This is a genomic window from Mycobacterium sp. NTMscope_MAC_12, assembly GCF_976985675.1.
Map to the genome: position 1 here is coordinate 5,797,389 of NZ_CDRJYY010000001.1, position 25,442 is coordinate 5,822,830.

Annotated in this window: 22 protein-coding genes and 1 tRNA gene; 12 read left to right on the plus strand and 11 right to left on the minus strand. The window is 69.5% G+C overall.

All coding sequences use genetic code 11. From position 1 onward, the window contains the following. Positions 1-145: 145 nt before the first annotated feature. Both AC0KS4_RS27060 and topA read left to right on the plus strand, forming a co-directional pair. On the plus strand, positions 146-745 hold the full coding sequence (locus tag AC0KS4_RS27060; RefSeq protein ID WP_225326183.1) for a hypothetical protein: 600 nt from the start codon (positions 146-148) through the stop codon (positions 743-745). Positions 746-948: 203 nt separating this feature from the next. Then, positions 949-3,774: a type I DNA topoisomerase gene (gene topA / locus AC0KS4_RS27065; protein WP_225326184.1), complete on the plus strand. Its 2,826-nt coding sequence runs from the start codon at positions 949-951 to the stop codon at positions 3,772-3,774. Here the strand turns inward: topA and AC0KS4_RS27070 are convergent. Further along, a complete protein-coding gene (locus AC0KS4_RS27070; RefSeq protein ID WP_238957262.1) occupies positions 3,771-5,432 on the minus strand; it encodes an adenylate/guanylate cyclase domain-containing protein in 1,662 nt (553 codons plus the stop codon). The genes topA and AC0KS4_RS27070 overlap by 4 nt on opposite strands. A gap of 97 nt (positions 5,433-5,529) precedes the next feature. On the opposite strand from AC0KS4_RS27070, the gene AC0KS4_RS27075 reads away from it, so the two are divergent. Both AC0KS4_RS27075 and AC0KS4_RS27080 read left to right on the plus strand, forming a co-directional pair. Next, the gene (locus AC0KS4_RS27075) at positions 5,530-6,771 is read left to right on the plus strand and encodes a DNA polymerase III subunit delta' (RefSeq protein WP_238955635.1); all 1,242 of its coding nucleotides are present in this window, start codon (positions 5,530-5,532) and stop codon (positions 6,769-6,771) included. A gap of 53 nt (positions 6,772-6,824) precedes the next feature. Then, positions 6,825-6,900 (plus strand) — tRNA-Thr (locus tag AC0KS4_RS27080). Between the two features lie 12 nt (positions 6,901-6,912). Here AC0KS4_RS27080 and AC0KS4_RS27085 read toward each other — a convergent pair. Next, complete coding sequence (locus tag AC0KS4_RS27085) at positions 6,913-8,730, minus strand: hypothetical protein (RefSeq protein WP_238955636.1); 1,818 nt, start codon at positions 8,728-8,730, stop codon at positions 6,913-6,915. On the opposite strand from AC0KS4_RS27085, the gene AC0KS4_RS27090 reads away from it, so the two are divergent. After that, a complete protein-coding gene (locus AC0KS4_RS27090; protein ID WP_238955637.1) occupies positions 8,696-9,640 on the plus strand; it encodes an NAD-dependent epimerase/dehydratase family protein in 945 nt (314 codons plus the stop codon). The genes AC0KS4_RS27085 and AC0KS4_RS27090 overlap by 35 nt on opposite strands. Here the strand turns inward: AC0KS4_RS27090 and AC0KS4_RS27095 are convergent. Genes AC0KS4_RS27095 through AC0KS4_RS27105 form a run of 3 tightly spaced genes read right to left on the minus strand, consistent with a single transcriptional unit; the run spans position 9,637 to position 12,000 of the window. Next, complete coding sequence (locus AC0KS4_RS27095) at positions 9,637-9,978, minus strand: DUF2304 domain-containing protein (RefSeq protein ID WP_064940286.1); 342 nt, start codon at positions 9,976-9,978, stop codon at positions 9,637-9,639. The genes AC0KS4_RS27090 and AC0KS4_RS27095 overlap by 4 nt on opposite strands. 22 nt (positions 9,979-10,000) lie before the next feature. Then, positions 10,001-10,702 carry a glycosyltransferase family 2 protein gene (locus tag AC0KS4_RS27100; RefSeq protein ID WP_238955638.1) on the minus strand — a complete coding sequence of 234 codons (702 nt, stop codon included), beginning with the start codon at positions 10,700-10,702 and terminating at the stop codon, positions 10,001-10,003. A gap of 35 nt (positions 10,703-10,737) precedes the next feature. After that, positions 10,738-12,000 (minus strand): polysaccharide biosynthesis protein, encoded by a 1,263-nt coding sequence (locus tag AC0KS4_RS27105; RefSeq protein ID WP_238955639.1) that lies wholly within the window; start codon positions 11,998-12,000, stop codon positions 10,738-10,740. Positions 12,001-12,125: 125 nt separating this feature from the next. Here AC0KS4_RS27105 and AC0KS4_RS27110 point away from each other — a divergent pair, with 125 nt between their 5' ends. Then, entirely contained in the window at positions 12,126-13,214 is a 1,089-nt protein-coding gene (locus AC0KS4_RS27110; RefSeq protein ID WP_238955640.1) for a DUF475 domain-containing protein, read from the plus strand. On the opposite strand, the gene AC0KS4_RS27115 is transcribed toward AC0KS4_RS27110, so the two are convergent. Continuing rightward, the gene (locus tag AC0KS4_RS27115) at positions 13,195-13,683 is read right to left on the minus strand and encodes an inorganic diphosphatase (RefSeq protein WP_225326320.1); all 489 of its coding nucleotides are present in this window, start codon (positions 13,681-13,683) and stop codon (positions 13,195-13,197) included. The genes AC0KS4_RS27110 and AC0KS4_RS27115 overlap by 20 nt on opposite strands. 115 nt (positions 13,684-13,798) lie before the next feature. Between AC0KS4_RS27115 and dacB the strand changes: the two genes are divergently transcribed. Genes dacB through hpt form a run of 4 tightly spaced genes read left to right on the plus strand, consistent with a single transcriptional unit; the run spans position 13,799 to position 17,839 of the window. Beyond that, the gene (gene dacB, locus AC0KS4_RS27120; protein WP_225326191.1) at positions 13,799-15,184 is read left to right on the plus strand and encodes a D-alanyl-D-alanine carboxypeptidase/D-alanyl-D-alanine endopeptidase; all 1,386 of its coding nucleotides are present in this window, start codon (positions 13,799-13,801) and stop codon (positions 15,182-15,184) included. Then, complete coding sequence (locus AC0KS4_RS27125) at positions 15,181-16,236, plus strand: zinc-dependent metalloprotease (protein WP_238955641.1); 1,056 nt, start codon at positions 15,181-15,183, stop codon at positions 16,234-16,236. Before dacB ends, AC0KS4_RS27125 begins: the two co-directional genes overlap by 4 nt. After that, the gene (gene tilS, locus AC0KS4_RS27130; RefSeq protein ID WP_238955642.1) at positions 16,215-17,177 is read left to right on the plus strand and encodes a tRNA lysidine(34) synthetase TilS; all 963 of its coding nucleotides are present in this window, start codon (positions 16,215-16,217) and stop codon (positions 17,175-17,177) included. Before AC0KS4_RS27125 ends, tilS begins: the two co-directional genes overlap by 22 nt. A gap of 50 nt (positions 17,178-17,227) precedes the next feature. Further along, positions 17,228-17,839 (plus strand): hypoxanthine phosphoribosyltransferase, encoded by a 612-nt coding sequence (hpt, locus tag AC0KS4_RS27135; RefSeq protein WP_238955643.1) that lies wholly within the window; start codon positions 17,228-17,230, stop codon positions 17,837-17,839. A 60-nt stretch (positions 17,840-17,899) separates the two neighbouring features. Here the strand turns inward: hpt and AC0KS4_RS27140 are convergent, their stop codons facing one another. After that, positions 17,900-18,643: an SIMPL domain-containing protein gene (locus AC0KS4_RS27140; RefSeq protein WP_238955644.1), complete on the minus strand. Its 744-nt coding sequence runs from the start codon at positions 18,641-18,643 to the stop codon at positions 17,900-17,902. Between the two features lie 420 nt (positions 18,644-19,063). Here AC0KS4_RS27140 and AC0KS4_RS27145 point away from each other — a divergent pair, with 420 nt between their 5' ends. Then, a complete protein-coding gene (locus AC0KS4_RS27145; RefSeq protein WP_238955645.1) occupies positions 19,064-19,363 on the plus strand; it encodes a PE family protein in 300 nt (99 codons plus the stop codon). 11 nt (positions 19,364-19,374) lie between these two features. Further along, positions 19,375-20,613 carry a PPE family protein gene (locus AC0KS4_RS27150; protein ID WP_238955646.1) on the plus strand — a complete coding sequence of 413 codons (1,239 nt, stop codon included), beginning with the start codon at positions 19,375-19,377 and terminating at the stop codon, positions 20,611-20,613. Between the two features lie 4 nt (positions 20,614-20,617). Here the strand turns inward: AC0KS4_RS27150 and AC0KS4_RS27155 are convergent, their stop codons facing one another. The 4 genes from AC0KS4_RS27155 to AC0KS4_RS27170 are packed head-to-tail and all read right to left on the minus strand — an operon-like array spanning position 20,618 to position 25,415. After that, entirely contained in the window at positions 20,618-22,201 is a 1,584-nt protein-coding gene (locus tag AC0KS4_RS27155) for an HNH endonuclease signature motif containing protein (protein ID WP_238955647.1), read from the minus strand. A gap of 33 nt (positions 22,202-22,234) precedes the next feature. Next, positions 22,235-23,248 (minus strand): zinc-binding dehydrogenase, encoded by a 1,014-nt coding sequence (locus tag AC0KS4_RS27160; RefSeq protein ID WP_238955648.1) that lies wholly within the window; start codon positions 23,246-23,248, stop codon positions 22,235-22,237. Further along, positions 23,248-24,435, minus strand: coding sequence for an LLM class flavin-dependent oxidoreductase (locus tag AC0KS4_RS27165; protein ID WP_238955649.1), 1,188 nt, complete (start codon positions 24,433-24,435; stop codon positions 23,248-23,250). The genes AC0KS4_RS27160 and AC0KS4_RS27165 overlap by 1 nt, the downstream gene beginning before the upstream one ends. Further along, positions 24,435-25,415: an alpha/beta fold hydrolase gene (locus AC0KS4_RS27170; protein ID WP_238957263.1), complete on the minus strand. Its 981-nt coding sequence runs from the start codon at positions 25,413-25,415 to the stop codon at positions 24,435-24,437. Before AC0KS4_RS27170 ends, AC0KS4_RS27165 begins: the two co-directional genes overlap by 1 nt. Positions 25,416-25,442: the final 27 nt, after the last annotated feature.

Below are 25,442 nucleotides of genomic sequence, written 5' to 3' on the forward strand. Positions count from 1 at the left end.
CCCCCGTGCAGCCCCCAGCGGGCCCCGCCGGGGGGTTTCCTCTTTGTTTCGGTTTCTTTCGGCTTTTGCGCCACGTGGGTGCCCGCCGCCGCCGCGCCGGTCGCCTCAAGACGCGGACGGGTGAGAGGGCCTACTGTCGGATGGCGTGAGCCAGCTTTCCTTCTTCACAGCGGAGTCGGTGCCGCCCGCGGTCGCCGATCTTTCCGGGGTGCTGGCGGCGTCCGGGCAGATCGTCACCGTCGGCGGTCCGGAGGCGCAGGGCGCGCGGCTGGCTCGGCTTTCCGTGGTCGTCGACGACGTATGGCGGGCCTCGGCGCTGGCGGACATGATCCGCGAGGCCGGGCTGGTGGCCGAGATCAGCCGGACCGACGAGGACACCCCGCTGGTGCGCACGGCGGTGGACCCGTCGCTGAGCACGCTGGCGGCCGAATGGACGCGCGGCGCGGTCAAGACCGTGCCGCCGCGCTGGCTGCCCGGGCCGCGGGAGCTGCGGGCGTGGACGCTGGCGGCCGGCAACCCGGAGGGCGAGCATTACCTGCTGGCGCTCGACCCGCACGCGCCCGACACTCACTCGCCGCTGGCGTCGGCGTTGATGCGCGTCGGGATCGCGCCCACCTTGATCGGCACCCGAGGCGGCCACCCGGCGCTGCGCATCACCGGCCGCCGCAGGCTATCGCGCCTGGTAGAGAACGTGGGGGAGCCGCCCGACGGCGCCGAGGCGCTGTCCCGGTGGCCGCGGGTTTAGCCGGCGGACAACGGGCGATTTTGCGCCGCGTTCTCGAGCGTCGGTTTGCGCAGGCCCGCCCGAGGGTGCGAAATTGTCAGGTGCCGCAGGGCGAAGGAACGGTCGCGTACCTGAATTTCACCGGAATTTTCGATGCCGACCTGTCATTCTTCCTGCAGGTGGTCTCGCAGGGGGGACCAATCAGGGATGGAGCGTAAGGGCAGTTGGCTGACCCGAAACTGAAGGACAGCGCCGGCGGCGGCAACGGAAGCCGCCGGCGACTTGTGATTGTCGAGTCGCCTACCAAGGCGCGCAAACTGGCCGGCTACCTGGGGTCCAGCTACATCGTCGAGTCGTCCCGCGGTCACATTCGGGACCTGCCCCGCGCCGCGGCCGACGTGCCCGCCAAGTACAAGTCGGAGCCGTGGGCCAGGCTGGGCGTGAACGTCGACCACGACTTCGAACCGCTCTACATCATCAGCCCCGAGAAGAAGAGCACCGTCACCGAACTCAAGGGCCTGCTCAAGGACGTCGACGAGCTCTATCTCGCCACGGATGGTGACCGTGAGGGCGAAGCCATCGCCTGGCACCTGCTGGAGACCCTCAAGCCCAACATTCCGGTCAAGCGGATGGTGTTCCACGAGATCACCGAGCCGGCGATCCTGGAGGCCGCCGAGAATCCCCGCGACCTCGATATCGATCTGGTCGACGCGCAGGAGACCCGCCGCATCCTCGACCGCCTGTACGGCTACGAGGTCAGCCCGGTGCTGTGGAAGAAGGTCGCGCCCAAGCTGTCGGCGGGCCGGGTCCAGTCGGTGGCCACCCGGATCATCGTGCAGCGCGAACGTGACCGCATGGCGTTTCGCAGCGCGTCCTACTGGGACATCGTGGCCCAGCTGGACGCCAGCGTGTCCGACCCGCAGGCGTCGCCGCCCACCTTCACCGCCCGGCTGACCAACGTCGACGGCCTGCGCGTGGCCGCCGGCCGCGACTTCGACTCGCTGGGGCAGCTGCGCAAGGCCGACGAGGTCACCATCCTCGACGAAGCGAGCGCGACCGAGTTGGCCGCCGGGCTGCGCGGCGCCCAGCTGTCCGTCGCCTCGGTGGAGGAAAAGCCTTACACGCGACGGCCGTACGCGCCGTTCATGACGTCGACGCTGCAGCAGGAGGCCGGCCGCAAGCTGCGGTTCTCCTCGGAGCGCACCATGAGCATCGCCCAGCGGCTCTACGAGAACGGCTACATCACCTATATGCGTACCGACTCGACCACGCTGTCGCAGTCGGCGATCAACGCCGCGCGCAACCAGGCGCGTCAGCTCTACGGCGAGGAGTACGTCTCGCCATCCCCGCGCCAGTACACCCGCAAGGTGAAGAACGCCCAGGAGGCGCACGAGGCGATCCGGCCCGCCGGCGAGACGTTCGCCACCCCGGACGCGGTGCGCCGTGAGCTCGACGGCGACGAATTCCGGCTCTACGAGCTGATCTGGCAACGCACGGTGGCCTCGCAGATGGCCGACGCGCGCGGTACCACGCTGAGCCTGCGGATCGGGGGCCGTTCCGGGGACAGGCAAGTGGTGTTCTCCGCCAGCGGTCGCACCATCACGTTCGCGGGCTTCCTCAAGGCCTACGTGGAGACGGTGGACGAGTTGGCCGGCGGCGAGGCCGACGACGCCGAGAGCCGGCTGCCGCAGCTCACCCAGGGCCAGCGGCTGGACGCCATCGAGCTCACGCCCGACGGCCACGCCACCAACCCGCCGGCGCGCTACACCGAGGCGTCGTTGGTCAAGGCGCTCGAGGAGTTGGGCATCGGCCGCCCGTCGACGTATTCGTCGATCATCAAGACGATCCAGGACCGTGGCTACGTGCACAAGAAGGGCAGTGCCCTGGTGCCCTCGTGGGTCGCGTTCGCCGTAACCGGTTTGTTGGAGCAGCATTTCGGCCGGCTGGTCGACTACGACTTCACCGCCGCGATGGAGGACGAGCTCGATGCGATCGCCTCGGGTCAGGAGCGGCGCACCGACTGGCTCAACAACTTCTACTTCGGCGGCGAGCACGGGGTGGCCGACTCGGTGGCCCGATCCGGCGGCCTGAAGAAGCTCGTCGGCGTCAACCTGGAAGGCATCGACGCTCGAGAAGTCAACTCCATCAGGCTCTTTGACGACGAGCAGGGGCGTCCCGTCTACGTCCGGGTGGGCAAGAACGGGCCGTACCTGGAGCGCATGGTGACCGGCGACCCCGATGATCCCAGCGGCGAGCCAAAGCCGCAGCGGGCCAACCTCAACGACTCGCTGACCCCCGACGAATTGACCCTCGAGCTGGCCGAGCAGCTGTTCGCCACGCCGCAGGAGGGACGGGTGCTGGGTGTGGACCCGGCAACCGGCCACGAAATCGTCGCCAAGGACGGGCGATACGGCCCGTACGTGGCCGAGGTCCTGCCCGAGCCGCCGCCCGGGGACGACGACGGCAGCGCCACACCCGCGAAGAAGGGCAAGAAGCCCACCGGTCCCAAACCCCGCACCGGGTCGCTGCTGCGCACCATGGACTTGCAGACGGTCACGCTCGAGGATGCGCTGCGGCTGCTCTCGCTGCCCCGGGTGGTCGGCGTCGACCCCGAGTCCGGCGAGGAGATCACCGCGCAGAACGGCCGCTACGGCCCATACCTGAAGCGCGGCACCGATTCTCGTTCGCTGGCCACCGAGGAGCAGATGTTCGACATCACCCTCGAGGAAGCGCTGAAGATCTACGCCGAGCCCAAACGCCGCGGCCGCCAGGGCGCCGCCGCGCCGCCGCTGCGTGAGCTGGGCGCCGATCCGGCGACGGGCAAGCCGATGGTGATCAAGGACGGCCGGTTCGGGCCGTACGTCACCGACGGCGAGACGAACGCGAGCCTGCGCAAGGGCGACGACGTGCTGTCGATCACCGACGAGCGGGCCGCCGAACTGCTGGCCGACCGCCGGGCCCGCGGTCCGGCGAAGCGCCCCGCCAAGAAGGCCGCCCGCAAGTCACCGGCCAAGAAGTCGGCGGCCAAAAAGACCGCCAAGCGCAGTTAGCTGCTTACGTCGCTGGAAACCTCTTGCGGCGCAACCAATTCCGGGGCAGCTAGCTTTACCGGTCGGGCCAGCTGGGTGGGCGCCCTGCGGCCGCGCAGCTCGACCACCTCGCCGACATCCCAGCACAACGCCTCGGCATCCAGCGCGCCGCTGACGGCGATCGCCGACGCGAGCACGTGGCCGGGCTCGAGTTTGGCCAGCTCGGTCAGCCGGGCGGCCTCGTTGACCGGGTCGCCGATCACCGTGTACTCGAAGCGGGCCTGCGCACCGATGTGGCCGGCGATGGCCCGACCGGACGACACCCCGATGCCGAACTCCGCCGAACCGATCACCGGGAGCAACTCGTCGTGCAATTCCCGGGCGGCGGCCAGCGCCCCGCCCGGTGAGTCGGGGTGCTCGATCGGCGCGCCGAAGATGGCCAGCGCCGCGTCACCCTGGAACTTGTTGACGAAACCGCCGTGGCGGCCAACGGTGTCCACCACCACCCGGAAGAACTCGTTGAGCAGGTGGACGACCTCGGCGGGCGGCCGGGTGGAAGCCAGCTGGGTGGAGCCGACCAGGTCCACGAACAGCACCGCGACGTCGCGCTCCTGGCCGCCCAGCTCGGTGCCGCGCTCCAGCGCGCGGCGGGCGACGTCCTCCCCGACGTAGCGGCCGAACAGGTCGCGCAGCCGCTGCCGCTCGGACAGGTCGCGCACCATGTCGTTGAAGCCCGCCTGCAGCAGGCCCAGCTCGCTGGCGTCGTAGATCTGCATGTGCGCGTTGTAGTTTCCGCGCTGCACCTCGCTCAAAGCCCAGCGCAGCTGGCGCAGCGGATCGGCGATCGACATGGCCACCAGCAGGGTGCTGATCAGCCCGACGCCCAGCGCGGTCAGCGCCAGTAACAGGATGGGGTTGAACAAGCTCTCCGGCGCGGCATGCAGCAGCGAGGCCTTGTCGGCGACCACGGCCAACACGATCGCCATCAGCGGCACCGCCGTCGAGAGCATCCAGGTCAGGATCTGGCGCAGGATGACGCCGGGCGCCTTGACGTTCTCGGGCACCCCGCTGCGCAGGGCGGCGACCGCCACCGGCCGCAGCACCCGCTCGGATTGCAGATAGCCGATGATCGCGGTGGCCGCGGCTCCCAGCGCGGTGGCGACCGAGACGACGGGCGCCGCGAACTTGGCCACCGACCAGCTGGCCACGATGAACACCACGCCGCCGATGCACCAGTACACGACGGTGCTCAGGGTGCGGTAGTAGGGCATGCGCAGCGCGCGGCTGCGGGCGAGTTCGGTCGCGACCGGATCGGTCTCGGCGAGCATGTTGTCGCGGCGCTGCCAGCGGAAGACCGGCATCAGCAGCTTGAGGTTGACCACGACGCCGACGAGGAACAGGACGACCAAGGAGGTCGCGAAGATCGCCAGGTTGAGCGTCGGCAGGTCCTGCAGTTCGATACGGTCCTGCGGTGGCAGGCCGTAGCGCAGGAAGCCGAGCACGAACAGCGCGCCGATGATGTCGGCTTGCAGCATGCTCAGCGCGAACAGCGGCCACGGGGTGCGCACCACCCATCGGACGAATGCGCTGATCCGCCCCGGTAGTGCCGCCGCCGATGTCACGAACCCACCGTATCGGGCTGCGGCGACGTCCCGGAAACTTAATAACGATCTCGGCAGGTCGCGCGGGGGCCCCGAGGGCCGCAAAGGTCACGGAATGGTCGCGGTACGGTAGCCGATCGGTATCTGTCGGCCTCGCTGTCTACTGTTACCGGTGATGTCCGGGGTGTTTGCGCGGCTGGTAGGCCAAGACGCGGTGACGGCCGAGCTGCTCGCCGCCGCCAAAGCCTCGCGCGGTGACCCAGCCCACAGCGATGCGGGCGCCGGGACTATGACACATGCGTGGCTGATCACCGGCCCGCCGGGTTCGGGGCGCTCGGTGGCGGCGCTGTGCTTCGCGGCCGCGCTGCAGTGCACCTCCGCCGTTGAAGACGGGGGGCCGGGCTGCGGGCGCTGCCACGCGTGCGCGACGACCATGGCCGGCACCCACGCCGACGTGCGCCGGGTGATTCCCGAGGGCCTGTCCATCGGCGTCGACGAGATGCGCGCGATCGTGCAGATCGCGTCGCGGCGCCCGGCCACCGGCAATCGGCAGATCGTGGTGATCGAGGACGCCGACCGGCTGACCGAGGGCGCCGCCAACGCGCTGCTGAAGGTGGTCGAGGAACCGCCACCGTCGACGGTGTTCCTGCTGTGCGCGCCGTCGGTGGACCCCGAGGACATCGCGATCACGTTGCGGTCCCGGTGCCGGCACGTGGCGCTGGTGACGCCTTCGACCGAGGCGATCGCGCACGTGCTGGTGGACAGCGACGGCCTGAGTCCCGAGACCGCGGACTGGGCGGCGTCGGTCAGCGGCGGCCACGTGGGCCGGGCCCGCCGGCTGGCCACCGACCCGGAGGCCCGGCAGCGGCGCGAGCGGGCGCTGGGACTGGTGCGCGACGCCGCGACCCCGTCGCGGGCCTACGCCGCCGCCGAGGAGTTGGTGGCCGCGGCCGAAGCCGAGGCGGTGGTGCTGACCGCGGACCGCGCCGAGGCCGAGACAGAGGAGCTGCGCACGGCCCTCGGCGCCGGTGGCACCGGAAAGGGCACCGCGGGCGCGATGCGCGGTGCGGCCGGGGCGATCAAAGACCTTGAGCGGCGGCAGAAGTCGCGCCAGACCAGGGCCTCGCGCGACGCGCTGGACCGGGCGCTGATCGACCTGGCGACCTATTTCCGGGATGCGCTGATGGCCTCCGCCCTGGACGCGGGAGCCGGGGCGGTGCGGGCCAACCATCCGGATATGGCCGAGAAGGTCGCGGCGCTGGCGGCCCATGCCCCGCCCGATCGGCTGCTGCGCTGCATCGAGGCGGTCCTCGAATGCCGCGAGGCGCTGGCGATCAACGTCAAGCCCAAGTTCGCCGTCGACGCCATGGTCGCGACGATCGGTCAGGAACTGCGCACCCAGGAACCGCGCGATTGATTTCGTGGTGCCCGCCCGCCTGCCGTAGACTCGTGCCGCCCGCGCGAGGGCACGCCGCCTTAGCTCAGTCGGTAGAGCGATTCACTCGTAATGAATAGGTCAGGAGTTCGATTCTCCTAGGCGGCTCCATTACTTCCCTGCTCAGCCCGGGGCCAGAAAACCCACCGGACCCGACGCGATGCACAACGCCAGCGCCGCGGTGTTGGCCCGCACGGTGATCGCGTCCCCGGCGCCCGGCAGGCGCGCGAACACCCGGTTGAGTCCCGGATGCACCGGCACTTTGACCTCGGGCCCCTGCGTCATCGACAACAGCATCGACCCGTCGCTGTTGGCCAGGTAGTTCAGTTCGATGGTCCAGTCGGCGGGTAGCAGCGGCCCGTCGAGGACCAGGCGCGCCGGTTTGTCCGGTTGCGCGAAATAGCCGCAGCGCGGCATCGGCCCCGGCGCGATGGTACGAACCCAGGTCACCCGCGCCTTGATCAGGTGACCGGAGCTGTCCAGCATGCGCAATTGCGTTGTCGCGGGCGCGAATTCGGGCCTATCCCGCAGCAGGGCGAACATGTGGCTGGACAGATTCTCCGGTGCGGCCACCCGTTGCAGCACCAGCGGATCGACCTCCTGGTCAAGCAGCGGCGCGTCCGCGGCGGCATGGGCCGCGGCCAGAGAGGCCCGAGCGTTCTGCAGATAGGGCTGAGCCGGGTTGTCGCGCCAGCTGGTCAAAAACGTGGCCGTCGAGTACAGGCTGCTCGCCACGAACAACACCGCCAGACCCGCGGCCGCCGCCGCGCGTTTCGGCGACGCGTCGAGCCAGGCCGGCCCGGCCGGCCGGTTCGGGGCGCACAGCGCGACGGCGGCCAGCAGCGCCAGCACGACGACGAGATCCGGGAAATACCGCAGGGTCTGCGCGAGCTCCAGCGCGGTCTGCTTCGACGAGCGCATCAGATAGATCGGCACCTGGCAGGCCACGGCGTAGCCGGCGGCGGTCGCCCACACCGGCCCGATGCGCCGCTTGCGCGCCAGCGACACCGCCAGCACGCCGGCCAGCACCAGCCAGCCCAGCGCCATCACCGACGGCGGGGGCGTGGCCCACGGCGACGCCGGCGCCCACCGGTCCCAGTGCCAGGGCCCGCCGGCCAGCCCGGGCACGATGCCGTGCGTGATCGATCGCGCCAGCAACCGCGCCGTCATCGACAGGTCGGAACTCCACCGCTGCTGATTGACCACGCCCAGATAGAGGGCCACCCAGGCGGCGGTGAGCGCCAGCGCCGCGGTCCACAACCGCGCCCCGGCCCGCCACACCGTCGCCAGCGCCGACCGCAGGCTCCCGTCACCGGTCACGTGGCACAGCAGCGCGGCCACCGCGAACGCGACGAACGGGATCACCGCGGCCTTCTCGAAGAACAGCAGCCCGCCGAAGTAGACCAGCACCCCGGTCACCGCGTAGCGCCGATCGCCGGTGCGCACCAGCAGGACGGCGTCGGCGCAGACCCAGGCCAGCGCCGCCAGCATCGGCAGCGAGTTCAGCGCCGCCGCCCACCAGGCGAATCCGGGCACGCCGAGCGGCGTGAACAACGCGAACGTCAACGGGATCAGCAGCACCGGCCGCCAGCCGAGGATGGCGTGCAGCGCGCGCAACAACGCCAGCGACGCCAGCAGTTGCAGCACCACCAGGCTGACCGCCGGCCACGTCCAGTCCAGCGGCGCCAGCCGGATGATGGTGCCCGCGAGCAGAAATGCCCCCGGCATCACGTGGCCGTCGTGATCGTGGAACAGATACGACGGCGCGAGCAGGTGATGCGTGCCGGCCTTGCCGATCAGAATCAGGTCGTCCCAATAGAAGTAGCCCCCGAACGCCAGCGCCGCGCGGACCGCCAGCTGCACCGCGATGAGCGCCGCGGCCGCCGCCGCTATGTATGGTGGGCCGGTGCGTGCACTGGTTACCGGGGCAGCCGGATTCATCGGCTCGACGCTAGTCGACCGTCTGTTGGCCGACGGCCACGCGGTGGTGGGGCTGGACAACTTCGCGTCCGGCCGCGCGGGCAACCTCGAGCACCTGGCCGACAATCCGGCGCATGTCTTCGTCGAGGCCGACATCGTGACCGCCGATCTGGAGGCCATCCTCGACGAGCACCGCCCGGAGGTGGTGTTCCACCTGGCCGCCCAGATCGACGTGCGGCACTCGGTGGCCGACCCGCAGTTCGACGCCTCGGTCAACGTGATCGGCACGGTGCGCCTGGCCGAGGCCGCGCGCAGGACGGGGGTGCGCAAGGTGGTGCACACCTCCTCGGGCGGCTCCATCTACGGCGTCCCGCCGCGGTACCCGACCGGTGAGGACGCCCCCACCGATCCTGCGTCGCCCTATGCCGCGGGGAAGGTGGCCGGCGAGATCTACCTGAACACCTTCCGCCACCTGTACGGGCTGGACTGCTCGCACATCGCGCCGGCCAATGTCTACGGGCCCCGCCAGGACCCGCACGGGGAAGCGGGCGTGGTGGCGATCTTCGCCCAGGCGCTGCTATCGGGTAAGCCCACCAAGGTTTTCGGCGACGGCAGCAACACCCGCGACTACGTTTTCGTCGACGACGTGGTCGACGCCTTCGTCAAGGCGTCCGGAGACGCCGGTGGCGGGCAGCGCTTCAACATCGGCACCGGGGTCGAAACCTCGGACCGGCAACTGCATTCGGCGGTGGCCGCCGCGGTCGGGGGCCCCGACGACCCGGAGTTCGCGCCGCCGCGACTCGGCGACCTCAAGCGATCCTGTCTCGACATCGGTTCTGCGGCACAGGTTTTGGGTTGGCGGCCGAAGGTCGAGCTCGCCGAGGGCGTGCGCCGCACGGTGGACTACTTCCGGCGGACGCACACCGGCTAGCCCGCTTCGGGCGCCTGGGCGGAATCCATCGCGATCGCCCGGGCCAGCCGCGCGTAACGCAGCTCCAGGTCCTTGAACCGCATGTAGGTACTGAGCGTGGTGAAGCAGAACGCCATGATCAGCGCGTAGAGCATCAGGTCGGTGCCGCGGCGCACCCCGAACCATTGCGCCACGACGGTGGTGTCGTCGGGTCGCAGCACGGCGTAGATGCCGGCCAGCACGAACACCACGTAGCCGACCTTGACCCAGGCCCGGGACCGCGCGTTGCGGCGCGAGCGCAGCAGATACACCAGCAGCGCGACGATCGATCCGATCAGGAGCACCTGGATCCAGTTCATCTTCCGGTCCTTTCATGTCGGATCATTTTGGAATCCTCCCCCGCAGGAATCCGTCGAAAATGATGTTGACGCCGTTGAGCAGCGGCTGGCCCTTCGACCTCGAATACTCGGTGTAGAGCACCTCGATCGGTTCTTCGGCGACGCGCCAATGGTTTTCGTCGATCAGCATGATGAACTCGTTCGCGTGGCTCATGCCGCTCATCGTGATGTTCAGGCCGTCGGCGACCTTCTTGTTGAACACCCGCAGCCCGTTGTTGGTGTCGGTCAGGCCAAGCCGGCGACCGCGCCGGCTCAACCGCGCGGCGGTCTGCAGCACGATCCGTTTCAGCAACGGCGGCCGGGCGACCTGCTGGGTGCCGAACCGGGTGCCGATGACCACGTCGACGTCCCCGGCGCGCAGCCGGTCGACCATCGCGGCCAGGTCCTTGACCCGATGCTGGCCGTCGGCGTCGAACGTCGCGAAAATCTGGGCCCCCGGCTGCTTGCGGGCGTACTCGACGCCGGTCTGAATGGCCGCGCCCTGCCCGAGGTTGATGGGGTGGCGGACCAGGTGGGCCCCCGCCCGCCGGGCGATCTCACCGGTGCCGTCGGCGCTGCCGTCGTCCACGCAGACGACGTGGTCGAACACCGAGCGGACGTCGGCTATCACCTCGCCGATGACAGCTGCTTCGTTGAAGGCGGGAATGACGACCCAGACGACCGAATATTGCGTTTCCGTACCCATCTAAGCCCACAAGGTACACGCTGGTGCAGGCCAGATCAGCCCGATGCGCGTCCGGCGCGCGACAGCGCCACCAGATGGACGCCGATGCCGACCAACGGCCCGCACAGCAGGCCGACCACGGTTCGGGTCTGCAGGGACAGCGGCAGCAACAGCAGCAGACCCGACGCGACCGTCGCGCCGACCCAACCCAGCGAGTAGGCGCGGTGCAGCGCGGCGGCCACCGCGGCGGCGCCGGTCAGCGTCAGCATGGCGATCGCCACCGCGGCCCCGGTCAGCCACGCCAGCAGGGCGCTGCTGGCGTGGTACTGCGGCCCGAAAGCGAATCGCAACAGCCAGGGGCCGACCGCGCCCGCGGCCAGCACCCCGACCGCGCCGATCGCCGCGACGATCCCGGCCGGGGCGATCAGCGCACGCACCCGGTCGCTGCGCTCGTCGACGAAATGCGCAATCAGGTTGCCCTGCATGGCAGTCAGCGGCACCAGCAGTGGCGCGCGGGTCAACGTGACGGCCAGGATGATCACCCCGCCCTCGGCGCCGAGCTCGGCGCTGGTGAGCTTCAGCAGCACCGGAAAACCCATCACCAGGATGGCGCTGGCGCCGGCCGCGGTGATCGAATGCGCGGCGCCCCGCAGAAACCTCGCGGTGCCGCCCGGGGTGAGCAGGCGGGCGGCGGCGCGGGTGGCGGGCGAGGCCACCAGCAGGATCAGCCAGGCGAGCGCGCCGGCGACCGTCGCCCAGAGGAAGCCGGTCAGATGCCAGCCCAGCACCACGGTGGCCGCCGCGATCGCGACCCGGATGACCGCGTCGGTCACCATCAGCGCCCCGTACTGGGTCCACTGATTGATGCCGGCCAGCATGCCCAGCAGCGTGGTGTGCACACAGAAGCCGGCCAGCCCGACGCTGAGCAGCGCCACCGACAGCCAGCGCTCTTCGACGAAAACCCGCCCGCTCCACAACGGCGCGCTCCCCGCGATCACGACGGCCGCGGCCACGCCGATCAGCGTGGCGACCCGCAGCGGGTGGGTGCGCTTGACCGGCGCGACCTCCAGGTACGGCCCCCCAACTGAGCAAGCGCGGATCTCGCGGGTGGTTTCTTGGAGCAGGCCGAACGCGGCGCCGCTGACCAGCCCGAAGGCCCCCCAGAACACCCCGAACACCGAGAAGCCGCCGGGCGCCAGGTCGCGGGCCGCCAGGTAGATCACGCCGTAGCCGCACAGCGCGGTCACGGCGGTGGCGGTGCCGACGCGGGCCATGGCGCCGCGCGCCACCGGCCCCTGTGACGCGCTGATTTCGGTCATCGGGGCAGCGCTTTCAGCGGACCGCGCCGATGTATCGCCACAATTTGAAAATAGTAAGTGTCCGCAACCGATAGCCCGGCGCCGCGACCGGGTTCGCTAATGTGAGCGGCTGTCGGAAAGGACCCATGGCCGCCTACCGCGTCTTCGGCATCTCGTTGTTGCTCACCGTGGTGGCCCTTGTGCTGGGGTATGCGCACGGCGGCCTCGAGGACCTTTTCCTGCTGCTGGTGTTGGCCGTCCTCGAGGTGTCGCTGTCGTTCGACAACGCCATCATCAACGCCGCGATCCTGAAGCGGATGAGCCCGTTTTGGCGGCAGATGTTTTTGACCGTCGGGATCCTCATCGCGGTGTTCGGGATGCGTTTGTTGTTCCCGTTGGTGATCGTGTGGGCCACCGCGGGGATCGGGCCGGTTCGCGCGCTGGAACTGGCGCTGCATCCGCCGCCGCATGGCGCGCTGGAGTTTGCGGACGGCTCGCCGAGCTACGAGAAGATGATCCTGTCCGCCCATCCGCAGATCGCGGCGTTCGGTGGGATGTTCCTGTTGATGCTGTTCCTGGATTTCGTCTTCCATGACCGAGACATCAAGTGGCTCAAGTGGATTGAGGTCCCCTTCGCCCGCATCGGGCGACTCGGTCAGGTGTCGGTGGTGGTGGCCGGCGCGACGCTGGTGCTGGTCGGCTCGCGGTTGACGCATTCGGCCGACGAGCGTGCCACGGTGCTGACCGCCGGAGTGCTCGGCTTGGTGACCTACCTGGTGGTCAACGGGTTGAGCCGCGCGTTCCGCCCGGCCGACGTCGAGGGCATGACGGCCGCCGAGGCGGTCGGTAAGGCGGGGTTCACCCTGTTCCTCTACCTCGAGGTTCTCGACGCCGCGTTCTCGTTCGACGGGGTCACCGGCGCCTTCGCGATCACCTCGGACCCGATCGTCATCGCGCTCGGGCTCGGACTGGTGGGCTCCATGTTCGTGCGGTCCATCACCATCTATCTGGTCAAGCAGGAAACCCTGGACCGGTACGTGTACCTGGAACACGGCGCGCACTGGGCCATCGGTGCGCTGGCCGTGATCATGCTGGGATCCATCGACCCCCGCCTGCAGGTCCCCGAAGCGGTCACCGCCTCGGTCGGGGTGGTCTTCATCGGAGCGGCGCTGGGCTGGAGCCTGCTGCGCAACCGGCGCAGGGCCGGTGCGGCCGCTAGTGCCCCTCGGTCTTGAACCGCTCCACCGAGCGCTGAATCTCGGCCTCGGCCTCCGCGCGGCCAACCCAGTCCGCCGCCTTGACGAACTTGCCCGGCTCCAGGTCCTTGTAGTGCACGAAGAAGTGCTTGATCACGTCGAGCTCGAACTCGGGCACGTCGCCGATGTCCTGGACGTGGTCCCAGCGGTGGTCGCCGGCCGGCACGCACAAAACCTTGTCGTCGCCGCCCTTTTCGTCGGTCATCCGGAACATGCCCACCGGACGGGCCTCCACGATCACCCCGGGAAACACCGACTGCGGCAGCAACACCATGGCGTCCAGCGGGTCGCCGTCCTCGCCGAGGGTGTCCTCGATGAAGCCGTAGTCGGTCGGGTAGCCCATCGCGGTGTACAGGTAGCGGTCCAGACGCACCCGACCGGTCTCGTGATCGATCTCGTATTTGTTCCGCTGGCCCTTCAGGATCTCGATGGTCACGTCGAATTCCACCGCGTCGGCTCCTTGTCTGGGTGTCTGCATGGGCAGGCCAATTTTGCTCTGCTACACCCTAGTCGAGCCCATCGCCGCCGATTCGGCAGAATGGGTTCAAACAGTCAGGAGAGTGATGGCCCGTACTCGCTGGCAAAAATCCACCCCAGTGTTCATCGGGTTGGGCGTGCTGGCGTTCGTCGCTGCCGTGGTGGTGGCGGCAACGTTTTTCACCACGACCGGGCATGGCGCGGGCAGTGCGCGCGCTCCGATCCCGGCTCCGCACGCACCCACGGTCAAGCCCGGCATGGTCCCGGTGAGCGATACCGCCGAGTTGCCCAGCGGCCCGGGCGTGAGCGCCGCGCTGGCGCCGGTGGCGGGTGACCCCAACCTGGGCAGGCTGGGCGGCCGGATCACCGACGCCAGCACCGGCAAAGAGCTGTGGCAGGTGGCGGACGACATGCCGCTGGTGCCGGCGTCGACCAACAAGGTGCTGACGGCGGCCGCCGCCCTGCTGACGTTGGACCGCCAGGCCCGGATCAGCACCCGGGTGGTGGCCGGCAGCCAAAACGCCCAGGGCCCCGTCGTGCTGGTGGGCGCCGGCGATCCGGTGCTGTCCGCCGCACCGCCCGGGCAGGACACCTGGTACCGGGGCGCGGCCCGCATCAGCGACCTCGTCGAGCAGATCCGGCGCAGCGGCGTGACCCCGACCGCGGTGCAGGTGGACACCTCGGCGTTCAGCGGGCCGACGATGGCGCAGGGCTGGGATCCCGCCGACGTCGACAACGGCGACATCGCGCCGATCGAGTCGGTGATGATCGACGCCGGACGCATCCAGCCGACCACGGTCAACTCCCGGCGGTCCCGGACGCCGGCGCTGGATGCCGGCCGCGAGCTGGCCAAGGCGCTGAACCTCGATCCCGCCGCGGTGACGATCGCGACGGCGCCGTCCGGAGCGCGCCAGCTGGCCGTCGTGCAGTCGGCGCCGTTGGTGCAGCGCCTGTCCGAGATGATGGACCACTCCGACAACGTGCTGGCCGAATGCATCGCCCGTGAGGTGGCCGCCGCGATCAACCGGCCGCGCAGCTTCGCCGGTGCGGCCGACGCGGTCACCAACCGATTGAGCACCGCCCACGTCGACACCGCGGGTGCGGCGCTGTTGGATTCCAGCGGGCTTTCGGTCGACGACCGGCTGACGGCCAAGACGCTCGACGGGGTGCTGCAGGCCGCCGCCGGGCCGGACCAGCCGGCGCTGCGGGCGCTGCTGGATCTGCTCCCGATCGCCGCCGGCAGCGGCACGCTGGGCGACCGGTTCGTCGACGCCTCGACCAGCCAGGGCCCCGCCGGCTGGTTGCGGGCCAAGACCGGCTCGCTGACCAACATCAACGCGCTGGCCGGGGTGCTCACCGACCGCAGCGGCCGGGTGCTCACCTTCGCATTCATCTCTAACGACGCGGGCCCGACCGGCCGCAACGCGATGGACGCCCTGGCGACCAGGCTCTGGTTCTGCGGGTGCTCATGACGCCGGCGCCGGAGCTGACGCTGGGCACCGCGGTCGACTGGCAATTCGCGGCCACGGTCGGCCGACGGCTGGCCCGGCCCGGCCCGCCGTCCAGCGACTACACCCGGCGCCAGGTGATCGACGAACTCGTCGGCGCGGCGGCCAACGCCGAACCCCTGGTCCGTGAGGTCACCGGCCTGGTCGCAGGTGGCGCCGTGCCCGCCGCCCGCATCATCGACCGCCCGGAATGGATTGCCGCCGCGGCCGAGTCGATGCGGGTGATGATGAACGGCGCCGAGAAGCCGCGCGGATTTCTCACGGGCCGGATCACCGGCGCGCAGACCGGCGCCGTCCTGGCCTACGTGTCCTCGGGGATCCTCGGCCAGTACGACCCGTTCGCCGGCGATAACGGGGCCAGGGCCGGCAGCCTGCTGCTGGTGTACCCGAACGTCATCGCCGTCGAGCGGCAACTGCGGATCGACCCGTCCGATTTCCGGCTGTGGGTGTGCCTGCACGAGGTCACCCATCGGGTCCAGTTCACCGCCAACCCGTGGCTGCCCGACTACATGTCGGAGGCGCTGGGCCTGCTCACCCGCGACGCCGGCGACGACCTGGGGGAGGTGGTGAGCAGGCTCGCCGACTACGCCCGCAATCGCGGCAATCCGGCCTCGGACGCCAACTCGGCGGGGATCCTCGGTCTGGTGCGGGCGGTCCAGTCGGAGCCCCAGCGCCACGCCCTGGATCAGCTGCTGGTGCTGGGCACGCTGCTGGAGGGCCACGCCGACCACGTCATGGATGCCGTCGGGCCGATGGCTGTGCCGTCGGTGGCCACCATCCGCCGCCGCTTCGACGAGCGCCGCCACCGCAAGCAACCGCCCCTGCAGCGCCTGCTGCGCGCACTGCTGGGACTCGACGCCAAGCTCAGCCAATACACCCGTGGCAAGGCGTTCGTCGATGACGTCGTGGGCCAGGTGGGAATGGCGCGCTTCAACGCCATCTGGACGGGGCCCGAGACGCTGCCGCAGCCCAACGAGATCGAAGAGCCCCGGCGATGGATCGACAGGGTGCTGTAGGCCGGCTGCGCGCGGCGGTCGAGGCGTTCATCAAGACGCATGTGGCCACCGTCGACCAATGGTGCGTGGCCCTGTCCGGTGGCCCGGATTCGTTGGCGCTCACCGCGGTGGCGGCCCAGCTGCGACCCACCGCCGCGGTGGTGGTCGACCACGGCCTGCAACCCGACTCGGCCGACGTCGCCGAAACCGCCCGGGCGCAGGCCATGGCACTGGGATGTGTTGCGGCGCAAGTGGTTCGGGTGCAGGTCGGCAGCCAAGGCGGTCCGGAAGCGGCCGCGCGTGCCGCCCGCTATGCCGCGCTGGCCGCCTACCACGACGGCCCGGTGCTGCTCGGCCACACGCTCGACGACCAGGCCGAGACGGTGCTGCTGGGGCTGGGCCGGGGGTCCGGGGTGCGCTCGATCGCCGGGATGCGCTCCTACGATCCGCCGTGGTGCCGGCCGTTGTTGGGGGTCCGGCGCGCGGTGACGCACGACGCGTGCCGGGAGCTGGGCCTGACCGCGTGGCGCGATCCGCACAACAGCGACCGCCGCTTCACCCGGACCCGGCTGCGTGCCGAGGTGTTGCCGCTGCTCGAAGACGTGCTCGGCGGGGGCGTCGCCGAGGCGCTGGCCCGCACCGCGACCGCGTTGCGGGAGGACAACGAGTTGATCGACACCCTGGCCGCCCGGGCGCTGCCCGGCGCCAAGGAGGGCCCGGGGCTGCGGGTCTCGGCGCTGGCGACGCTGGACGCGCCCGTTCGGCGCCGGGTGATCCGGGCCTGGCTCCTGGCGGGCGGCGCAACGGGGCTGACCGACAAGCAGATTCGGGGGGTCGACGCCCTGGTCACCGGATGGCGCGGCCAGGGCGGGGTGGCGGTGGGGTCGTCCCTGCCCGACGAGCGGCTGTTCGCGGGCCGCCGGGACGGTGTTTTGACGCTGTGGCGCGAACCGGTCCACTGACCGCAAAATCGGGGCCGCCGTTGGTTATCCGCCCGCCGGCGTGGCACTCTGTGGGCGTGGCCCAGATCTCCTCGGCGATCACCCCCGCCCAGCCCGCGGAGCTCTACCCCGGGGATATCAAGTCTGTCCTGCTGACGGCGGAGCAAATTCAGGCGCGAATCGCCGAACTCGGCCGCGAAATCGGGGAGAGCTACCGCGACGCCGTGAGCGAGACCGGCCAGGACCTGCTGTTGATCACCGTGCTCAAGGGCGCCGTGATCTTTGTCACCGACCTGGCCCGCGCGATCCCGGTGCCCACCCAGTTCGAGTTCATGGCCGTCAGCTCGTACGGCTCATCGACGTCCTCGTCGGGGGTGGTGCGCATCCTCAAGGACCTGGACCGCGACATTCAGGGCCGCGATGTGCTGATCGTCGAGGACGTCGTCGACTCGGGCCTGACCCTGTCCTGGCTGCTGCGCAACCTCAAAACGCGGCATCCGCGGTCGCTGAAGGTGTGCACGCTGCTGCGCAAGCCGGACGCGAAGGGAGCCCACGTCGACATCTCCTACGTGGGCTTCGACATCCCGAACGACTTCGTCGTCGGCTACGGCCTCGATTACGACGAGCGCTACCGCGACCTGTCCTACATCGGCACCCTGGACCCCAGGGTCTACCAGCAGTAGCTCGCGGCGATCGCAAGCGCGGCGAAGCCGGGCGCGGCGGGTCGCCGCCATCCGGCTGCGTCAGTCCAGCTCCCACACCGCGCTGACCGAGAAGTTCACGGTCTGCTGGCCGGGTTCCAGCGGGACCATCGACGGCATGGCCCGCGGCGTCGGCGGCCCGCCCGGCGGGGGGTTGCCGGTGGCCTCCGAGATGGACAGCACCCGGCCCAGCCGGAGCCCGGACAGCTGGGCGTATTGCTCGGCGCGGCTCTTGGCATCGTTGAACGCCCGCGCGCGGGCATCCTTGACCAGCTGCGAATCGTCGGCGATGGAATAGCGGACCGACCTGATCCGGGTGGCGTCGCCCCCCGTGCCGACGATGAGCGCCAGCAGCCGCGACGCCGCATCGGGCGGGTGGATCTTGACGGCGACGGCGTTGGTGGCGCGGTACCCGGTGATGTCGGCCGTGCCGCTGGGTCCGGGGTTGTTGTACTGCGGCGCCAGGGTGACCTCGGTGGTGCTGATGTCCTTGTGGTCGACGCCGGCGCCGAGCAGCGCGTTGAGCACCGCCTGCTGGCGGTCGTTGGTCTGGTTCATGGCGGTGGTGACGTCGGGGGCGGTGAATTCGATACCGACGTCGGCGGTCAGGGTGTCCGGGGCGCCCTGAACTTGCCCGGTACCCAAAACCGTTACCTGCCGGGGATTCGCGCCCGGGCGTGACGGGCTGGGTTCGTCGCACGCCGACGCCGCGGCGACGGTCAGGCAGGCCGCGGCCACCGCAATCGATCGGCGGACAAAACTCGAGGCGTTGGTTGCGACCGGCATGCCTGGCACCCTAGCCGCTGGGCCGTCGTCCGTGTGGCGGATTCCTGTGTCGGTGCGCGGCGGCATGGCCGGCGCCCCAGGCCCCGCCGTCGGATCCAGTCGATCGTGGTCGCGAATTACCTTGTGCGACGGCATGTTTAGCCCAGAATCCTGAGCCAGCAAATCTAGGCGGAGGCGTAAGCGCGCTCATATAGGAACATATATGACTCCAATCATATTGGATTATAGCGAGATTCATGCCGAATCCAAAAGTCGCAGCGCTTGCGGCCAGCTAAATGAATAGTTGTCCAACCGGCCATGAAATAGCGGCCCGCAGGCTGTCATCATCCGAGGTCACCGGCCTAACGTGACGAGCGTCGAACTCGGTGCCGGTGATGGGCACCGAAAGCTGGTTAATTGAAAGGGTTTTGAGGACTCACCATGTCGTTTCTGATGGCACAGCCGGAAATACTGGATGCGGCTTCGCGTGATCTGCACGGCATCAATGCCGCAGTGCAGGAAAACAATTCGGCGTTGATCGCGGCGACGACCGCGGTGGCCCCCGCCGCCGCCGATGTGGTGTCGATACTGACGGCCGCACGGTTCTCCCGGCACGGACAGCTCTTCCAGGAGATCAGTGCGCAGGCAGCTCTGGTTCGAGAGCAGTTGGCGACGACGCTTGGCATCAGCGCCGGTTCGTACGCCGCCACGGAATTGGCCAACGCCGCCGCGGTCGGTTAGGCGAGGACCCGATGCTGGACTTCGCGCAGTTACCGCCGGAGATCAACTCCGCGCTGATGTATTCGGGGCCCGGTTCGGGGCCGCTACTCGCCGCCGCGGCGGCCTGGAATGGATTGGCCGCCGGCCTGCATTCCGCGGCATCCTCGTATGGGTCGGTGATCGCGGGCCTCGAGGGCGGACCATGGCAGGGGCCGGCCGCGGCATCCATGCTCGCCGCGGCCGTGCCGCAACTGGTGTGGCTGAGCGGCACGGGTGGGCAGGCCGAACAGGCGGCGCATCAAGCCGTGGCGGCGGCCGGTGCCTACGAGGCGGCGTTCGCCGAAACGGTGCCGCCACCGGTGATCGCGGCGAACCGGGCGTTGCTGATGGAGTTGCTGGCGACGAACTTCCTCGGGCAGAACACCCCGGCGATTGCGGCCACCGAGGCGCAATACGGCGAGATGTGGGCCCAGGACGCCGCCGCGATGTACGAATATGCTGGCGCCTCGGCGGCGGCGTCGACATTGCCGGCGTTCGAGTTGGCGGCGCCGACCACGAACCCGACCGGCGTCGCGGGTCAGGCCGCTGCGGTGGCCCAGGCGGCCGGCGCCACCGGAAGCAACAGCGCGCAGGGCCTGGACGCGGTGCCCCAAGCCCTTTCGGCGCTGGCCGGGTCGACGAACACGTCCCCGTCGTCCGCCAATCCCACGCTGTCCTTGGGCGGGATCGGCCTGAACCCGGAGGGCGATGGGATCGTCGTCGGGGGTCCGCTGGGTGACCTGTTGGAGGGACTGACCGGGTCGCAAACCTTGGATGCCAGCACGCCTTTCGATGCGTTCATCCGATTGATTTCGCCGACGCGATTGTTCACCACCGCGTTCAAGGACATCCAAAGCCTCGCGCAGGGCTTCATGCCCGCCGCGAAGTCCGCCGCCGAGGGCGTCGCCAAGGCCGCAGAAGCGGCCCTTCCCGCCGTTTCGGGTGCGGGCCTGGGCTCGATCGGCGCAATCGGCGGAGCCGTCGGCAAGGCGGCGTCGATCGGCGGGTTATCGGTGCCCGCCGCCTGGGCGAGCGCGGCCCCGGCACCGACGGTCGCCGTGGCGCTCAACGGTGCCACCGCCGCGGGGGCCGTCGAACGTGCCACGAACGCGGTGGGCGGGGTGCCGATGGTGCCCGCCGCCGGGGCGGGGCGCGGCGTCGCGGCCCACTTCGTCACTCCCCGATACGGTTTCAAGCCCACGGTCATCGCGCAGCCCCCCGCGGGTGGGTGATGCGTCAGAAGGGTGGGTCGTCGGGTAGGGGCTGCAGGGTGGTTTGGTCGGGTTCCCAGTCGGGGGGCAGTTCTTCGGGTTCTCGGGGGTCGTTGACCCAGGTGCAGTAGGGGCTGGTACTCGGTGTTCCCTTGAACAGGAACAGCATGTCGCGCATGTGGTTTCGGAACTTGCGTGCCGCGATTTCGTCTTTGCGGTCCTGTTCGAGTCGACGGCGGGCCTCGTTGATCGGGCGCTGCTCGCGATTGTGGGTGCGCGCCTGGGTGATCCGCGCGCTGCGCTGCCGGGATCGGCTGCGTCGTCTCGGCTCGGGGGCGGCGCAGGCCGGGGCGCGCGCCGCCGGAAACAAATCCGCACCCGCCGGCGAGGTCCGATAGGTGTTGCCGGTCGGCGAGGTCCAGATCACGGTTCCATCGGCTAACTGTTTGTCGCGCCAACCCCCGAAGGTTTTGAGCCGATGATGCTGGCGGCACAGACATTTCAGGTTCTCCGCGACGGTGCGCCCACCCGCCCGCGGATCTTGATGGTTGAACGGAATGGTGTGGTCGACATCGCAGATCATCGCCGGGCGGGAGCATCCGGGGAAGCGGCAGGTGAGATCGCGGCAGCGCACGAACCGCTCCAGCGCCGCCGACGGTTGATAGCGCAAGGCCTCGACCGGACTGGTCACCGGGCTGGCCACCAGCACCGACGCGGCGGCCGCCAACCGGCGCACCTGATCGGCATCGATGACGCCATAGCCCTCCAGATAGCCGGGCTCAGCCCCATCGGCGTAAACGGTCTGCTCGCCGGCCACCACGTTGACGACCATCCGCGCCCCGGTCGGCTCACCTTCGCGAGCGTGCTCGCCGGCCCGGGTGGGGCAGTCGGCTTGCCCACACGCACAACCCAACCCGCGGCCCTCGGCCAGCGCCGACAGTGCGTCGGCGCGGCGCTGATCCATCGTCCGTAGATCGGCCGGGCACACCTGCTTGGCGAGTTGGGACAGCCGGCGATCAAAGGCCGTCGCGGCGGTGGCCGCCACCGAACCGCGGATCTCGGCCATCCCGTTGTCCGCGGCGCTGATGGCGACGTAACGGTCCTCCTCGGCGGCCACCCGACGCTCCCGGGCGGCGTCGGGATCGGCGACCCGCACCGCGGCATCAACCGCGTTGACGATCCGCTGCCGCGACCAACTGTGCCAATTCCCGAGCCGGGCGGCCAACGACTCATCGAGCGTGGCGATCACCTCCGGGTCGGTGACCAGATCGGTGCGGGTGATGACCAAACGCACCGTGCGCCAATCCGTTCGCCCCTCGGCCAACAGCGCCGCCACCCGCGGCAGGCGGGTATCGAGCGCCTCGGCGTGCGACACCAGGAAACTGGCACCCATCGCAGACAGGTTCATCACCGCGGCGACCTCGGCGGCGGTCTGCTCGAAGCCGTCGATCTCGGCGTACTCCCGATCGGCCCCGTCGGCAGTGGCCACCCGATGCCGCAGCAGCGCCGCCACCGCCGCCAACCGCCGCGCCACCAGCATCGACTCCTCCCGATACGTGGACTCGATCAGCGCTACCAGAGCGGCGGGATCCGACGGTGCTTCGAACATGTGTTCGATTATAGGTGGCCCCTCCGACAATTTTCAGGGCGTGACGAGAACCTTGCAGTGCCGTTCGGGGTCGGCCAGGTCGTCGAAGGCCGCGCCGACCGCATCCAGGCCCACCTCGCCGGTGATCAGCGGGCTGACGTCGATCTCGCCCTCCGCCAGCGCGCGCAGCGAGTCGCCGAACTCGTCGGGTGTGTAGGCGAGCACGAATTGCACGTTGATCTCTTTGGCGATCGCGAAGAACGGATGCACGGTGTCGGGTTGCATGCACACCCCGGCGACCACCAGGCGGGTGCCCGGCCGCGCCCGGAGCATGACGTCGTCGATGATGCCGGGCACCCCGACGGCCTCGAACACCACCGCGGGCTTGACGGTGTCGAAGGGCGAGCCCTGCGCCGGATCCAGCGTCTGGTGGGCTCCCATCGCGGTGGCCAGCTCGCGCCGCTTGGGCGAAAAGTCCGACGCCACAATGGTTTCGACGCCCTTGGACCGAAGGGCGGCGACGATGGCGATCCCGATCGGGCCGCAGCCCAACACCAGGGCCGTCTCGCCCGGTGCGATGTTGGACTTGTTGACGGCGTGCAACCCGACCGCCATGGGCTCGGTGAGGGCCGCGTGTTTGAAGTCCAAGCCGTTGGGGATGGGCAGCAGCAGCGGCGCCGACAGCAGCATCCGTTCGGCGTAGCCGCCGATTGTGCTGTTGCTGTACACAATCGGCTCGACTCCCTTGGCGGACAACAGCACCGGCAGCGACGTGACCAGCGTGCCCGGTGGATGTGTCTCGGTGTCGGGACCGGCTTCGAGTATCTCGGCACTGAATTCGTGCCCCATGAAGATGTCGTGGTTCAGGTCGACGTGCATGCCCCCCGTGCCGCCCGCCGCCCGATCGGTCATTTCCAACACCTGGGCGCCGTGGGCGGCGAAATGCAGGTCGGAGCCGCAGATTCCGCACGCCCGCACGCCGACGAGCACCTGGCCGGCTTCGGGTATCGGGTCGGGCACGTCGTCGCGGTAGACCATGCGTCCGTCGCGCAATACCGAGGCGCGCATCAGTGCACCGCATCTTTCTGTTCGTCGACGTGCTCGGTGATGGCTTTGACCACGGCCTCGCCCGCCCGGCCGATCAAGTGGTCGCGCTTGCCCTTAGCCCAGTCGTGGGATGCGCGGGAGGCTTCGAGTTGGCGTTTGAAGTGGGGAATCACCTTGCGCGCCATCAGGTCGTAGCAGTGGTGCGTCGCCTCGGGCGAAGCCCAGTCGTGGCCGAGCATCAGCAGGGTGCCGAAGCCGCCGGAGCGGTCGAGCAGATCCTCGATGTGGGCGATGGCGTCCTCGGGCGTGCCGATGCAGCAATTTCCCTTGGCCGCATAGTCGGCGACGAATTCGTGTGGCGTCTGGGTGCCTTCGACGCTGTTGGCCAGTGGGACGAACCCGGCGGCGCCGAAGTAATTGGCGAAATCCTGCAGCCCGTAGGTGCAATCGTCGATCGCCTGCTCGCGGCTGTCGGCGATGTGCATGATGCTCAGGACGCGCCAGTCGCCGCGGTCCGGCTCGTCGCGTCCGACTTTCGCGGCCTGCTCGCGCACCACGTCCCAGGTGGTTTCCAGCGCCGCGTAGCCGCCGGGCACCGACATCGACAGCGACAGCAGCGAGGTGCCCAGCGCGCCGGCCAACCGCGGTCCTGACGGTGAAATCATTGCCGCCGTGGAGATCTCGGGATAGGGCCAGGTGTAGGGCCGGATATGTAACTGGGCGTCACGCAGGGTGAACCAGTCGGAGTGGCGGTCGATTCGTTCGGTGGGTGCGGCGCGGAACAGCGCCAGGATGGCCTCGAGGGACTCCTGCATCATCCGTCGCTGATCGACGGGATCGATGCCCATCATGTACGCGTCCGACGGCAGCGCCCCCGGACCGGCGCCGAACATGACCCGGCCGCGGGTCAGGTGGTCCAGCAACACCCAGCGGTCGGCGACCATCAGCGGATGGTGGTAGGGCAGCGACACCACTCCGGTACCCAGCCGGATGTGTTTGGTCCGCTCGGCCGCCGCGGCGATGAATACCTCCGGACAGGCGATCAGCTCGTAGCCACCGGAGTGGTGTTCGCCGAACCACGCCTCGTCGAACCCGAGCCGATCCAGCGCGACGACGCGTTCCATGTCGTATTCCAGTGCCACCGTTGGGGATTGACCGACCGGGTGAAATGGCGTGATAAAGACACCGAAACGCAGGGGCGCGCTCATCAAAGCTCCAATCCGTTGAGGAATTCCAATAACGCCGCGTTCACCTCGTCGGGGCGCTCCTGTTGCAGCCAATGCCCGGCGCCGTCGATCATCAGCTGCCGATACGGACCGGACACCATCTCCGATGCGCGGTCGGCGGGAGTGAAGGACAGGACGGGATCGGCCGTCCCGCCGATGAACAAACACGGCACCGAGATCTTCACCCCGTCGAGTTCGGCGGTGGTCTCCCAGTTGCGGTCGAAGTTGCGGTACCAGTTGAGCCCGCCGGTGAATCCGGTGCGGGAAAACTCGCCGATGTAGTGGTCGAGCTCGGCCTGGCTGATCCAGTCCGGCAGACCATTGGGTTCGGGAAGGCGTTCGATGAAGCCTTCCGGGCCCGGGGCCGCCATCCGCAGCGCCGCGGCTTGGTCGCCCGACGTTCCTGCGCTGGCCATCATCCGCCGCAGGAAAAGCGCGGGAGCACCATTGAGTTCGGCATCTGCGACGCCGGGCTCCTGGAAATACAGGATGTAGAAGAAGTTCTCGCCGAATATTTTCCGCCACCTGGCCGTGGGTGCCGCCTTGGGCCGGGGCGTCACGGGCACGCTGAGCGCGGCGACGGCCGCGACCCGGTCGGGGTGCAGCAGCGGAGCGTTCCACACCACGGCCGCGCCCCAGTCGTGCCCGATCCACACGGCGCGCTCGGCGCCGACGTCGTCGAGCAGACCGACAAGGTCCGCCGTCAACTGGTGAATGTCGTACGCCTCGACGGCATCCGGGCGATCCGAACCGCCGTAGCCGCGCTGATCGGGCGCCAGCACGTGATAGCCGGCTTGCGCGAGGACGTCTATCTGGTGGCGCCAGGAGTAGGTCAGTTCGGGAAAGCCGTGGGCCAGGATCACCACGGGCGCGCCGCGGTCGCCCGCTTCGGTCACCCGCAGCCGCACACCATTGGTATCTACTAACCGTTGGGTTGGGGGCACCGTCTCACCAAAGCACAACGGTTGCGGACTGAGAAGGGTCTCTTC

Excerpts from the sequence above, each read along its gene's own strand:
- AC0KS4_RS27075 (WP_238955635.1), top strand. The coding sequence starts at position 5,530 with ATGTCCGGGGTGTTTGCGCGGCTGGTAGGCCAAGACGCGGTGACGGCC.
- AC0KS4_RS27085 (WP_238955636.1), bottom strand. The coding sequence starts at position 8,730 with ATGAATCCGGCTGCCCCGGTAACCAGTGCACGCACCGGCCCACCATAC.
- AC0KS4_RS27095 (WP_064940286.1), bottom strand. The coding sequence starts at position 9,978 with ATGAACTGGATCCAGGTGCTCCTGATCGGATCGATCGTCGCGCTGCTG.
- AC0KS4_RS27100 (WP_238955638.1), bottom strand. The coding sequence starts at position 10,702 with ATGGGTACGGAAACGCAATATTCGGTCGTCTGGGTCGTCATTCCCGCC.
- AC0KS4_RS27105 (WP_238955639.1), bottom strand. The coding sequence starts at position 12,000 with ATGACCGAAATCAGCGCGTCACAGGGGCCGGTGGCGCGCGGCGCCATG.
- AC0KS4_RS27110 (WP_238955640.1), top strand. The coding sequence starts at position 12,126 with ATGGCCGCCTACCGCGTCTTCGGCATCTCGTTGTTGCTCACCGTGGTG.
- dacB (WP_225326191.1), top strand. The coding sequence starts at position 13,799 with ATGGCCCGTACTCGCTGGCAAAAATCCACCCCAGTGTTCATCGGGTTG.
- AC0KS4_RS27125 (WP_238955641.1), top strand. The coding sequence starts at position 15,181 with ATGACGCCGGCGCCGGAGCTGACGCTGGGCACCGCGGTCGACTGGCAA.
- tilS (WP_238955642.1), top strand. The coding sequence starts at position 16,215 with ATGGATCGACAGGGTGCTGTAGGCCGGCTGCGCGCGGCGGTCGAGGCG.
- AC0KS4_RS27140 (WP_238955644.1), bottom strand. The coding sequence starts at position 18,643 with ATGCCGGTCGCAACCAACGCCTCGAGTTTTGTCCGCCGATCGATTGCG.
- AC0KS4_RS27145 (WP_238955645.1), top strand. The coding sequence starts at position 19,064 with ATGTCGTTTCTGATGGCACAGCCGGAAATACTGGATGCGGCTTCGCGT.
- AC0KS4_RS27150 (WP_238955646.1), top strand. The coding sequence starts at position 19,375 with ATGCTGGACTTCGCGCAGTTACCGCCGGAGATCAACTCCGCGCTGATG.
- AC0KS4_RS27155 (WP_238955647.1), bottom strand. The coding sequence starts at position 22,201 with ATGTTCGAAGCACCGTCGGATCCCGCCGCTCTGGTAGCGCTGATCGAG.
- AC0KS4_RS27160 (WP_238955648.1), bottom strand. The coding sequence starts at position 23,248 with ATGCGCGCCTCGGTATTGCGCGACGGACGCATGGTCTACCGCGACGAC.
- AC0KS4_RS27165 (WP_238955649.1), bottom strand. The coding sequence starts at position 24,435 with ATGAGCGCGCCCCTGCGTTTCGGTGTCTTTATCACGCCATTTCACCCG.